The 12395-nt window shown below is 73.3% G+C and carries 11 protein-coding genes; 6 read left to right on the forward strand and 5 right to left on the reverse strand.

Annotation, left to right across the window (positions count from 1 at the left end):
* Positions 1-23: 23 nt before the first annotated feature.
* From VM95_RS04360 to VM95_RS04370, 3 genes are read right to left on the reverse strand one after another with little or no spacing between them, the layout of a single operon-like run.
* Positions 24-1868, reverse strand: a complete 1845-nt coding sequence (locus VM95_RS04360) for a thiamine pyrophosphate-binding protein (protein ID WP_045692663.1) — start codon at positions 1866-1868, stop codon at positions 24-26.
* 11 nt (positions 1869-1879) lie between these two features.
* Positions 1880-2908 (reverse strand): 3-oxoacyl-ACP synthase III family protein, encoded by a 1029-nt coding sequence (locus VM95_RS04365; protein ID WP_045692664.1) that lies wholly within the window; start codon positions 2906-2908, stop codon positions 1880-1882.
* Between the two features lie 4 nt (positions 2909-2912).
* Positions 2913-3614: a hypothetical protein gene (locus VM95_RS04370; protein ID WP_045692665.1), complete on the reverse strand. Its 702-nt coding sequence runs from the start codon at positions 3612-3614 to the stop codon at positions 2913-2915.
* A gap of 232 nt (positions 3615-3846) precedes the next feature.
* On the opposite strand from VM95_RS04370, the gene VM95_RS04375 reads away from it, so the two are divergent.
* The 5 genes from VM95_RS04375 (at position 3847) to pyrE (ending at position 9568) form a co-directional block, all read left to right on the forward strand.
* Positions 3847-5007, forward strand: a complete 1161-nt coding sequence (locus VM95_RS04375) for a pyridoxal phosphate-dependent aminotransferase (RefSeq protein ID WP_045692666.1) — start codon at positions 3847-3849, stop codon at positions 5005-5007.
* 491 nt (positions 5008-5498) lie between these two features.
* Positions 5499-6020 carry a DUF2617 family protein gene (locus VM95_RS04380; RefSeq protein ID WP_045692667.1) on the forward strand — a complete coding sequence of 174 codons (522 nt, stop codon included), beginning with the start codon at positions 5499-5501 and terminating at the stop codon, positions 6018-6020.
* Between the two features lie 193 nt (positions 6021-6213).
* Complete coding sequence (locus tag VM95_RS04385) at positions 6214-7818, forward strand: polyamine aminopropyltransferase (RefSeq protein WP_107072849.1); 1605 nt, start codon at positions 6214-6216, stop codon at positions 7816-7818.
* A 102-nt stretch (positions 7819-7920) separates the two neighbouring features.
* A complete protein-coding gene (locus VM95_RS42275) occupies positions 7921-8988 on the forward strand; it encodes an SRPBCC family protein (RefSeq protein ID WP_157881992.1) in 1068 nt (355 codons plus the stop codon).
* Between the two features lie 43 nt (positions 8989-9031).
* Positions 9032-9568, forward strand: coding sequence for an orotate phosphoribosyltransferase (gene pyrE / locus VM95_RS04395; RefSeq protein WP_045692668.1), 537 nt, complete (start codon positions 9032-9034; stop codon positions 9566-9568).
* Positions 9569-9664: 96 nt separating this feature from the next.
* Here pyrE and VM95_RS04400 read toward each other — a convergent pair whose 3' ends face one another.
* Complete coding sequence (locus tag VM95_RS04400; RefSeq protein WP_045692669.1) at positions 9665-10384, reverse strand: DedA family protein; 720 nt, start codon at positions 10382-10384, stop codon at positions 9665-9667.
* A gap of 309 nt (positions 10385-10693) precedes the next feature.
* Between VM95_RS04400 and fbaA the strand changes: the two genes are divergently transcribed.
* A complete protein-coding gene (gene fbaA / locus VM95_RS04405) occupies positions 10694-11716 on the forward strand; it encodes a class II fructose-bisphosphate aldolase (RefSeq protein ID WP_045692670.1) in 1023 nt (340 codons plus the stop codon).
* A 64-nt stretch (positions 11717-11780) separates the two neighbouring features.
* On the opposite strand, the gene VM95_RS04410 is transcribed toward fbaA, so the two are convergent.
* Positions 11781-12200: a DUF3151 domain-containing protein gene (locus VM95_RS04410; protein ID WP_045692671.1), complete on the reverse strand. Its 420-nt coding sequence runs from the start codon at positions 12198-12200 to the stop codon at positions 11781-11783.
* Positions 12201-12395 lie beyond the last annotated feature (195 nt).

Raw genomic sequence — 12395 nt, forward strand, 5'->3', positions numbered from 1 at the left:
CGGCCGGCCCCGGGCCGCGCGGCTCAGCGCCGCCCCAGCACCGCCTCCGCGCGTGCGGCCGGCACCCCTGCCCGGACGACCTCGGTCGGCTCGTCCAGCGGCAGGAAGGGGGTGAACGGCGGCACCTCCTCGCGGGAGAGGCGCAGCTCCAGCACCCCCGGCAGGCCGGTCCCGGCCGGGGCCTCGGCGGCCCGGGCGGTGTAGTCGGCGAGGGCCTTGTCCAGCTGCTCGCGGCTGTCGACGTCCGCCACCCAGAGCCGGTCCGGGCCGCCCAGGCCGCGGGCCACCGTGCCGATGTCCACCGGCGCGTAGCGCACGGACTCGATCCGGGCGTCGAAGAACGTCTGCTGCCTGGTCACGCACATGCCGTGCATGGCGTTGTTGAAGATCACGTACAGGATCGGCAGCCGCAGGTCGACTGCGGTGTGCACCTCCAGGCCGTTCATCAGGAACGCGCCGTCCCCGCAGATCACCACGGTGCGGGCGCCCTCGGGCGAGCCCACCTGGGCCCCGACCGCCGCGCCGAGGCTGTAGCCCATGCCGCCCGCGCCGAGCGCGATGGTGGAGCTGGCCCCGGCCGGCACGTCGCTCAGGTGGATCGCCGCGGACGCGCAGTTGCCCGCGTCCAGCACCAGGTGGCCCCCGGTCGGCAGCCACTCGGCCAGCGCGGTGATCGCCTCGCTCTGCCGCAGCTCGCCGCCGGCCGGCTCCGGGTCGAGCCCGGGCGCCAGCCGGGGCCGGAACCGGGTGCGCCGGTAGTCGGCCAACTCCGGGCTCCGGAACGGCTCCTGGCGCAGCAGGCCGAGCAGGCCGCGGGCGGTCGCGCCGGCGTCCGCCCGGACCACCAGGCCGGGGGCCACCGCGCGGACGGCCTCGCCCGGATCGATGTTCACCACCGCGACCCGGTCGCCCCGCAGGTCGCCGAGCGGGCCCCGGGTCATCATGTTGAGACCGGCACCGAACGCGACCACCAGGTCGGACTCGCGCAGCACCTCGTGCACCGAGGGGTGGCCCACCACACCGGCCACACCGAGGTACAGCGGGTCGGAGTTGGGGAACTCGGCCCGCGCCGACATCGTGGTCGCGACCGGGATCCGCGCCGCGCGGACGAACTCCAGCACCGCCTCGCGGTCGGCGCTGCGGCGCACCCCGTGCCCCAGCAGCGCCACCGGCCGGCGCGCCCCCCGCAGCGCGTCGAACAGCGCGCGCAGCTCGCCCGGGTCCACCTCGGGCGGCGGGACCAGGCCGGCCAGTGCGTCCGGCCAGTCGGCCGGGCGCTCGGGCACGGTCAGCTCGAAGACGTCCCGGGGCACCAGCAGCGCCACCGGTCCGGGCCGCCCGGACAGCGCGGTGCGGGCCGCCTCCGCCAGCTCCTCCCAGAGCCGGGCCGGGTCGGTCAGCGTCACGGTGCGCTTGGTGACGGTCGAGAGCAGCCGCTCGGCGTCGACCGTCCGACCGATGCCGGAGCCGTCCTGGAAGGAGCCGGCGCCCGCCAGCGGCCGCGGCGGCTGCCCGACCAGCGCGAGCACCGGGACGGACTCCGCGTAGGACTCGGCCAGGCCGACCGCCAGGTTGACCAGCGCGCCGCCCGAGGTCGAGCAGCACACGCCGAGCGTGCGGTGCACCCGGGCGTGCCCGTCCGCCATGAAGCCGGCGCCGTCCTCGCGGCGGGCCAGCACCGAGGCCAGCCGCCCGCGGCCGAGCCGGTGGATCGCGTCGTGCAGGTGCTCGATGTTCGCGCCGCTCACGCCGAACACGTACCGCACGCCCCAGTCGCGCAGCGCGGTGACCAGCGCGTCGGCCACCGTCAGGGTGGCCGCGCCGGCCGCGGCCGGTGCCGCCGTCCCCATCGTCGTCCCCCGTTCCACTCGTCCTCCCGTCATCGGCCCGCGTGCCAGCGGACGGTCATCGCGCTCACCAGGTCGCCGCCGTTGGCGAAGGTGCCGAACGCCAGCACGTCGCCGTCCCGGACCAGGCCGTGGTCCAGCGCGTCGGCGACGGTCACCGGGATCGAGCCGGCGAAGAGGTTGCCGTACTTCGCCAGCGTGTCGTGCGTCCGCGCCTCCTCGATGCCGCACCGCTTGCGCCACTCGGCGAGGAAGTCCTCGTTCGGCTGGTGCGTGATCAGCAGCGAGACGTCGTCGGAGGTCAGCCCGGCCTCGGCGAGGCTGGCGGCGACCGCCTCGGGCACCAGGTTCATGGAGTTCTCCCGGATGGCCTCCAGGCGCTCCTTGGTGAAGTTCACCGTGATCGGCCCGCAGCCGCGCTCCCAGTAGTTGCGGAACGCGCCGTCGACCAGCTCCGGTTCGAAGCGCAGCAGGCCGTAGTTCTCGCCGTGCGAGCGCTCGTACGCGGACAGGATGCTCGGCCGGCCGGGCGCCACCAGCGTGGCGGTCGCGCCGTCCCCCAACACCCGCGAACGGTTGGAGCGTTGGAACTCCGGCAGACGGGAGACGAAGTTGGTCACCGTCAGCACGATGATGTTGCGGTGGATGCCGGACTCCACGAACGCCTTCGCCGTGCGCAGCCCCGACAGCCAGGAGCAGCAACTCGTGTCCAGCTGCATGATGGTGGCGCGGGAGGCCCCGATCGCCTCCTGCACCGCCGAGCCGATGCCCGGCCAGAAGGTGTCGTTGAAGATGCAGTTGTAGATGATGAGGTCGACCTCGTCGGCGGCCAGGCCGGTGCGGTCGAGCAGCTTGGCGCAGGCCGCGGCGCCCAGTTCGGCCGAGGTGTGGTCCGGCGAGGCGAACCTGCGCTCGGCGACGCCGCGGAAGAACGCGTGGTCGCCGAGCTCGTCGCCGGCGCCCTCCGGGGCCGCGTTGGAGACCACGCGCTCCGGGAGGAAGCTCACCACGTCGATCAGCTGCGCCTGCGGGCCGGTGCGGCCGTTCGGTTCCAGGGCCATCGCGTCAGCCGTTCGCCGAGGCGCTGCCGAAGCGGGCCTCCAGGATGCGCTTCAGGTTGGCCGTCTCGATGCGGTGGATGGCGTCGAAGTTGGGCCAGATGTCGCCGACCCAGTAGCGGTCGGTGCGGGCCCGGCCCTCGGCGATGTAGTCCGGGACGTCGGTGACGTTCCGGTCGTAGTACGGGTGCTTGCAGTTGGTCCACAGCACGACGGTGCCGGGCTTGCGCAGCGTCTTGGAGGCGTCGATGAAGGTGAAGTAGTAGCGCATCCAGAGCTCCTTGCCCTGGTCCCAGGCGCACGGGTAGAACACGATGCCGTGCTCGGGGCCCTTCAGCACGTCGGCGCGGATGAAGATCTCGGTGTTCGGCTGGATGGCCTCGGTGCCCCGGTAGAGCCCGCCGCCGACGTGGCGCAGGTCGCGGACGCTGAACGTCCACTCCTCCATCGAGTGGACGTTGGCGGCGTACTCGAACACGACGTCGTACGGGACGTCGATGTACTCGCCGAGCGAGCAGAACTGCCCGAAGACCTCCTCGTGCGAGTAGGTCTCCTTGGTGCCCTCCACCATCAGGCGGTAGCACTCCTCCTGGCTGACCGACTCGCTGCGGACCAGGCCCGGTATCTTCTCCAGATCCGTGCTGTCCAGCAGGTAGTTCTTCAGGTCGCCCGAGTCGTCCGCCCGGCGCGGGTTGATGCTCCCGGTCATGCGTGGACCTCCTTGAGGAATCCCTCGTCGTCGTGGGCCGGGCAGGCCTGCGCTCCTGGCGGGCCTCCCCGTCCGGTTCTCAGCAACGGCCCGTCAGATCCTGGTCGAACGGCCGGGACGGGTCGATGAGGATCCGGACGGGATCGCTTAGCAATCGTCCGGATCGGCGGACTTGTCGTTGCCGATGCGCATCCGGAGGATGGGCGCCACCGACGACACGTGAGGAGCCGAGATGGGTACCAGGCCGCTGCTGAACCGCCGACTGGCCGGCATGGGAACGACGATCTTCGCCGAGATGTCCGCCCTGGCCACCGCCACCGGCTCGATCAACCTCGGCCAGGGCTTCCCGGACACCGACGGGCCCGAGGAGATCCGCGAGGCGGCCGTCCGGGCGCTGCGCGAGGGCCGCGGCAACCAGTACCCGCCCGGCCCCGGCATCCCCGAGCTGCGCACCGCGATCGCCGAGCACCAGCAGCGCTTCCACGGCCTGTCCTACGACCCGGACACCGAGGTGCTGGTCACCGCCGGCGCCACCGAGGCCATCGCCGCCGCGCTGCTCGCCCTGCTCGAACCCGGCGACGAGGTGATCGCCCTCGAACCGTTCTACGACTCCTACGCCGCCTGCATCGCGATGGCCGGCGCCGTCCGCGTCCCGCTCACGCTCCGGGCCCCGGGCTTCCGCCCCGACCTGGACGAGCTCCGGGCGCTGATCACCCCGCGCACCCGCCTGCTGCTGATCAACACCCCGCACAACCCCACCGGCACCGTGCTCACCGCCGACGAGCTGGCCGCCATCGCCGAACTCGCCATCGAGCACGACCTCCTGGTGGTCACCGACGAGGTCTACGAGCACCTCGTCTTCGGCGCCGTCCACCACCCCCTCGCGGCCCTGCCCGGCATGCGCGAACGCACCGTCACCATCTCCTCGGCCGGCAAGACCTTCTCCTTCACCGGCTGGAAGGTCGGCTGGGTGACCGCCGCCCCGCCGCTGGTCGCGGCCGTCCGCACCGCGAAGCAGTACCTCACCTACGTCAGCGCCGGGCCGTTCCAGTACGCCGTCGCCGAGGCGCTGCGCCTGCCCGACGCGTACTTCCACACCCTGCGCGCCGACCTGCTCCGCAAGCGCGACCTCCTCGGGGCCGGCCTCACCGCCGCCGGCTTCCGCACCTTCACCCCCGAGGGCACGTACTTCATCACCACCGACATCACCCCGCTCGGCGAGAAGGACGGCGTCGAGTTCTGCCGCTCGCTGCCCGAGCGCTGCGGCGTGGTCGCCATCCCGAACGCCGTCTTCTACGACGACCAGGACGCCGGTCGCACACTCGTTCGCTTCACGTTCTGCAAAAAGGACGAGGTGCTTCAGGAGGCCGTAGCGCGGCTGCAGCGCGTCTGAGGGTGCCGCGCGCCCCCTCGAACGGGAACGAGCGCGGCCCGACACGCGTTCTGATCTACAGTCAACTCCCTTGGTGAATCTGCCGATTCAATGCCCTGGGGGCATATTCGCCGACCGCTCCGGCCGATCCGTCCGCCCTTCACGCCCCGTGCGTGGAGGGCGGCGGCGCATGAAGCACATGGACGGCGCGCACCACGCTCACACGGCGCACGAGCGGGTCGCAGGGGCGCGCGCTGTGCAGAGTCGCACACCGGGTCGATCAGAGCGGGGAAGCGGATGTGCTCGAAACGGTGAATGCTTGACAAAGTTGGGTAAATCACCGACGGACCCGGCGTATTCGTGCTTCTCTGCTGCTGAATCTCCAGCCGGAATCCTTCCTTCCACGGCCGGCCGCGCCCAGGGCCGCAACAGCCACGAACAGCCTCGCCATCGCCTAGGCCAACTCGCTGCTGCTCGGTGGGCGCGCACGGAGCTGAAACGCGGAGCCGAGCATGCTCACCACACTGCAGACCACCTATACGGACACCCGCGCCGGTGACCTGGCCTGGTGCCTCGGCGGCGAACCGCTGCCCGCTCTCGCGGTGCGCGACCTGAGACTCGCCGGCGACGGCCGGCCCGGAACGCTCCAGCTGCGGCTGCTCGGCGCCTCGCACCAGGTGGTCGTCGACGCCGGCCCCGGCCGGTGCCTGGAGACGGTCGCCTGCCTGCCCGGCCGCCGCACCCCGCTGCCGGCCCGGGTCGCCAAGCAGATCGGCGGCTGGGAGTACGAGTTCGCGGCCCGGATCGAGGCGCTGCCGCCGCACGACTTCGCGGCCCGCGCCCAGGAGTTGCTGGCCCTGGTCGAGGGGCATCCGCGCGGGCTCGCCGGGGTCTTCCCGGGGGATCCGAGCGCCTTCACCGCGCTGGTCACCCAGGGTGACGCGGGCCGGGTGCTGTGGCGCACCTGGCACGCCTACCCCCAGGAGGGGCAGCTGGTCTGCACCCGCTCCTCGCTCGTGATCGCGGCGGCATGACCGGCGAGCGCCGGTACTCGGCCCCCGGCCCGGCCCCCAGTCACCCCGCACCAGCCAGCCACTCGCACGCAGGAACGATTCGTCAACCCAGCGGCTCGCACTGTCCGCCGAATGGGCGCAGCTATCCGTCCCGCACGTCCCCTAGCGTTTGTTCGTGATCAACCATCCGGCCGGTCCACCCACCCGGTCACGAGTGGACCTCGACGACGGCACCCCTCCCCGGCCCGGGCGCGGGCTCGTCCCCCTGCCCGCCCGCCGTCGATCCCGGCTGCGATCGAACCCCCGGCTCGCCCGCCTGACCGTCCTGCTGGCCGCGTTCGTCTGCGCGGCCTGCGGACTGGTCTACGAGCTCGAACTCGTGGCGCTCGGCGACTACCTGCTCGGGGACACCGTCACCCAGACCTCCGTCGTGCTCTCCGTCATGGTGTTCGCGATGGGCCTCGGCTCCCTGCTGGCCAAGCGCCTCACCCGGCGGCCCGCCACCGCCTTCGCCCTGGTCGAGTGCGCCCTCGCGCTCACCGGCGGCCTCTCCGTCCTCGCCCTGTACTCCTGCTGGGCCTGGATCGGCCGCTACCAGGCCGCGATGGTCGTCCTCACCTGCCTGATCGGCATCCTCATCGGCGCCGAGATCCCCCTGCTGATGACCCTCATCCAGCGGATCCGGCGCGAGGACGCCGGGCGCGCCGTCGCCGACCTCTTCGCCGCCGACTACGTGGGCGCGCTGATCGGCGGCCTCGCCTTCCCGTTCCTCATCCTGCCCGCCCTCGGCCCCGGCGACGGCGCGCTCCTCACCGGCGCCGTCAACGCCGTCGCCGGAGCCGCCGTGGTCCTCTGGCTGTTCCGGGAGGAGCCCGCCCCCCGGATACGACGGCTGCTCTGGACCGGCTGCGCGCTCGTGCTCGGCCTGCTCGCGGCCGCCGCCGCCGGCTCGGACCTCATCGAACGCGCCGCCCGACACGCCCTCTACGGCGGCGACGTCCGCTACGCGACCCGCAGCCGCTACCAGGAGATCGTGCTCACCGGCCCCGCCGAGGGCCCGCTGCGGCTCTACCTGGGCGGACGGCTCGCGGCCTGCGGGCCCGACGAGTACCGGGGCAACGAGGCGCTGGTCCACCCCGCGATGGCCGCCGGCCCCGACACCCGGGTGCTGCTGCTCGGCGGCGGGGACGGCCTCGCCCTGCGGGAGGTGCTGCGGCACCGGGGCGTGCGCACCGTCCGGCTGGTCGACACCGACCCGGCCCTGCCCCGGCTGGCCCGCACCGACCCCGCGCTGTCCGCGCTCGGCGACCACTCGCTGGACGACCCCCGGGTCACCGTCACCGCCGCCGACCCGCTGGCCTGGCTCCGCCGCGCCCCCGAGGACGGGCCCGGCGACGGGTACGACGTGGTCCTCGCCGACCTGCCCGCACCGGCGGACGGCGGGCCGGTCGCCTTCCACTCCCAGGAGTTCTACGGCCTCGCCGCCCGGCTGCTCGCCCCCGGCGGGAGGATCGCCGTCCGGGCCGGCGGCGACGAGGGCGGGCTCTGGCAGATCGAGTCCGGCCTGCGCGCCGCCGGACTGCGCACCGCCCCGTACGCGGTGCCGGGCGACGCCACCGCCGCCTGCCGCCCCGGGCCGCCGGACACCGCGCAGGACTACCTGCTCGCCGCCGCCGACCGGCCCGCCCTCACCCTCGCCCCCGACGCCCCGCCCCCGCGCGCCCTCACCCCGGACACCCTGCGCGCCTCCGCCGCCCGCCTCACCGCCCTCCGCCCGCTCCACCCCCCGCCCCCGCTCACCCTCCTCGGGCCGCGCTGACGGCTGTCCCGCGGGTCCTTGCCGGGCGCGCGCCGCCCGGACCGGAAATCCGGGCGGTGGTGGGTGGGGACCGGGCGGGCTCGGGTCGGTAGGCTCCGTGGCATGGAGCATGAGGTTGTCGTCCCGATGGCCGCCGGGTTGGTGCGGCAGGCCCTGCAGGAGCCGGCGCGGCTGGCCCGGAGCGTGCCGGGGCTGAGCACCGAGCCGGCCGCGGTCGGCAGCGGGCCGGCCGAGGAGATCGGCGGGCGGCTCAAGCTGCGGATCGGCGGCTCCACGATCACGTACAAGGGCGTGCTGTCGCTGATCGAGGGCCGGGAGGGCGTGCTGACCGTGCTCGCCGAGGGCGAGGAGGCCCGGGGCAGCGGCGAGGCGACGGCGACCGTCCGGGTGAGCGTCACGGACGGCGCCGAGGACGGCACGGCCGTGATCCGCTTCACCGGCGACCTCAGCGCCACCGGCCGGCTGGCCGAGTTCGACGACGAGACCCTGGACGCGGCGGGCCACCGCCTGCTGGACCGGTTCGCCGCCGCCCTGGTCGCCCCGGACGGCGCAGCGGAGGACGACACCGAGGCGGGCGCCGAGGAGGACGACACCGAGGCCGGGGAGGCCGGCGGGACGACGGCCGGCGCGGGCGTGGTCTACATCGAGGAGCGCCAGGACCAGCCCGGCGACGACCTCGACGACGACCTCTCCGACCTGATCGCCTTCTCCGACGCCGACGCCGAACGGTTCGGTCTGGTCACCGGTTCCACCGACGACGACACGGACGACGCGGATGGCACGGACCGCACGGACGGCACCGAGGAGTCGCAGGAGGCCGACGACACCGAGGCGGACGACGTCGACGAGCCCTCCGGGGTCACCGAGGGCCTGTCCACCGAGGCGCTGTTCGCGTACGAGGAGGAGCCTGTGCTCAGCGGCCCGGTGCGCCGCAGCATCGTGGGCCGTTCGGCCGAGGAGGTCGACCACGCCCCGCCGCGCGGCCGCTACGCCCCGGCGCTGCCGGCCCGCAGCGCGCGGGCCCGGGCGGCGTCCCGGTGGGGCGGCGAGGTCGGCGGGATCGTGGTGCCGGGGACCGGCGGCCGCAGCCCGCTGCCGTGGGTGATCGGCGGCTCGGTGGCCCTGCTGGGCGGCGCCGTGGTGCTGGCCAGGGCGCTGCGCCGGCGCTGACCGCAGGCGCCGGGAACGGCGGCAGGCCCTAGACTGAACGCTCATGAGCAACGACCGCGACGCCCTGCTGGCACAGATCAAGGACAAGGCCGTCGTGCACGGCAAGGTCACCCTTTCCTCCGGCAAGGAGGCCGACTACTACGTCGACCTGCGCCGGATCACGCTGGACGGCCAGGCCGCCCCGCTGGTCGGCCGGGTGATGCTGGACGCGACCTCGCACCTGGAGTACGACGCCGTCGGCGGCCTGACCCTGGGCGCCGACCCGGTGGCCGCCGCCATGCTGCACGCCGCCGCCGCCCGCGGCCGCGAGCTGGACGCCTTCGTGGTCCGCAAGGCGGGCAAGGCGCACGGCCTGCAGCGCCGGATCGAGGGCCCGGACGTCAAGGGCCGCCGGGTGCTGGCGGTCGAGGACACCTCGACCACCGGCGGTTCGGTGCTGACGGCCGTCGAGGCGCTGCGCGAGGCGGGCGCCGAGGTGGTCGGCGTCGCGGTGATCGTGGAGCGCGGCGGCCAGGCCGCCGTCGAGGCGCAGGGCCTGCCGTACGTGACCGCCTACACCGCGGCCGACCTGGGCCTCTGACCCCGGGACGTCCGCGCACGACGCGAGGAAGGGGCCGGGCGTTGTTCCACGTGGAACAACGCCCGGCCCCTTCGCGTACCCGCGCCCGCCGCCGGCTCAGCCGCGACGGTGCCGCCCGCTGCCGCTCTGCACCGACTCGCCGTCGACGGCGTCGACCGCGCCGGCCTTCTTCTTCTTGCGCTCCCGGAAGACCTCGACCAGGATCGGCGAGATCGACAGCAGCACGATCAGCAGCACCGCCGGGATCAGGTACTTGTCGATCACCGGGGCGAGCGCGTCGCCGAAGAAGTAGCCGATCAGCAGCATGGACTCGGTCCAGAGCACGCCGCCGACCACGTTCCACACGAAGAACGTCCGAGCGGGCATCTCCAGGGTGCCGGCGACCGGGTTGAGGAACGTCCGGATGATCGGCATGAAGCGGGCCAGCACCACGGCCTTGCCCGAGCCGAACTTGTTGAAGTACTCCTCCGCCTTCACCACGTACTCACGGCGGAAGATCTTCGAGTCGGGCTTGTCGAAGAGCCTCGGCCCGACCTTGACCCCGATCAGGTGCCCCAGCTGGGCACCGGCGACCGCCGCGATCGGGCAGCCGACCAGCAGGACGGCGATCGGCAGCTTGGCGCCGTCGCCGAGCACCGAGGAGGCGGCGTTCGAGGCGGCGACGCCCGCGAGGATCAGCAGCGAATCGCCCGGGAAGAAGAAGCCGACCAGCAGGCCGGTCTCCGCGAAGATGATCGCGATCAGCCCGATGGCGCCGAGGGACGAGATCAGGGATTTGGCGTCGAGCAGATTGACGGCCAGCTGGTTGTAGTCCACGGGCGCAGGATAGCGGGCGTACCTTGCCGAGGACCTCCGGCCGGTGGCCCCGCCGCACCACCGCACCGGTGTCCCGACAGGCGGGCTCCTGCTGACCTGCGGGCACGAGTCTGGGAAGATGGCACCGGCGTCCGGTCCGCGGCGGTCTCCACCCTCATGGCCGTTCCGCGGTGGCCGCCTCGAACCTTGGTGCCGGAGAGCCACACCGCAGCGCCGCGCGTCGGCGGGCCGGCACGGAGTCGTCACGAAGGCGTACCCAGCGTCGGACAGCACCCGTCCGTACGCCGCAACCCGACAGGAGCGGATCGCATGCCCATCGCAACTCCCGAGGTCTACAACGAGATGCTCGACCGGGCCAAGGCGGGCAAGTTCGCCTACCCGGCCATCAACGTCACCTCCTCGCAGACCCTGCACGCCGCCCTGCGCGGTTTCGCCGAGGCCGAGAGCGACGGCATCATCCAGATCTCGACCGGTGGTGCGGAGTTCCTGGGCGGCCAGCACAACAAGGACATGGTGACCGGCGCCGTGGCCCTGGCCGAGTTCGCGCACATCGTCGCCGCGAAGTACGACATCACCGTCGCCCTGCACACCGACCACTGCCCGAAGGACAAGCTGGACGGCTACGTCCGCCCGCTGCTGGCGGTCTCCGCCGAGCGCGTGGCCAAGGGCCAGAACCCGCTGTTCCAGTCGCACATGTGGGACGGCTCGGCCGAGACCCTGTCGGACAACCTGGCCATCGCCCAGGAGCTGCTGGCCCAGGCCGCGGCCGCCAGGATCATCCTCGAGGTCGAGATCACCCCGACCGGTGGCGAGGAGGACGGCGTCACCCACGAGATCAACGACGAGCTGTACACCACCGTCAACGACGCCGTGCGCACCGCCGAGGCGCTGGGCCTGGGCGAGAAGGGCCGCTACCTGCTGGCCGCCTCGTTCGGCAACGTGCACGGCGTGTACAAGCCGGGCAACGTCGTGCTGAAGCCGGAGCTGCTGCGCGAGCTGCAGGACGCGATCGGCAAGCAGTACGGCAAGAGCGACCCGTTCGACTTCGTCTTCCACGGCGGCTCGGGCTCCACCGCCGAGGAGATCGCCACCGCGCTGGAGAACGGCGTCGTGAAGATGAACCTGGACACCGACACCCAGTACGCCTTCACCCGCCCGGTGGCCGGCCACATGTTCGCCAACTACGACGGCGTGCTGAAGGTCGACGGCGAGGTCGGCAAGAAGAACACCTACGACCCGCGCACCTGGGGCAAGCTGGCCGAGGCCGGCATGGCCGCCCGCGTGGTCGAGGCCGCCGAGCAGCTGCGCTCGGCCGGCAAGCGCCTGAAGTAGGCGCCCGGCACGACGGTGCCCCCGGCGGTCCTCCGCCGGGGGCACCCGCACGTCCGGACGGGTCCTACTGCTTGAGCTCCGCGTACGCCTCCGCGCTGCTGTCCTTCAGGAACTGCCAGCAGCGGGCCTCCTCCTCGGTCTCCTTGATCGCGCCGGCCGCCCGGGCGAGCGCGGCCAGGCAGCGCAGGAAGCCGCGGTTGCCGCGGTGCTCCCACGGCACCGGACCGTGGCCCTTCCAGCCGCTGCGGCGCAGCGCGTCCAGGCCGCGGTGGTAGCCGGTGCGGGCGTAGGCGTACGACTCGACGTACCGGCCGGCCGCGTACGCGTCGTCGGCGAGCATGGCCCAGGCCAGGCAGAAGGACGGGAAGTCGGCGGCCACCTGGGTCGGCGAGGCCGACTCCTCCGCCAGCATGCGGTAGGGCTGCTCGTCCTCCGGCAGGAGGGTCGGGTCGGGGCCGTCGAGAAGATTCCTGTGGATCGCCATGCCCTGAAGTCTGCCACCCGAGCCGCAGGGGTCAACCGCCCTCCTTGCGATCTCCCCGTTCCGTTCCGCTCGCGCACGGGACGGCGACGGAGCGAACTCCTCGGCCCGGTCCGCCGCTTGGGCCTCCGGGCCGCCGGACGGCGTTCTCCCACATACCCGGTATGTAGACATTCACCCGTTCGCATGCCAGGGTGT

It is taken from the genome of Streptomyces rubellomurinus (assembly GCF_000961885.1).
Taxonomy (GTDB): Bacteria; Actinomycetota; Actinomycetes; order Streptomycetales; family Streptomycetaceae; genus Kitasatospora; species Kitasatospora rubellomurina.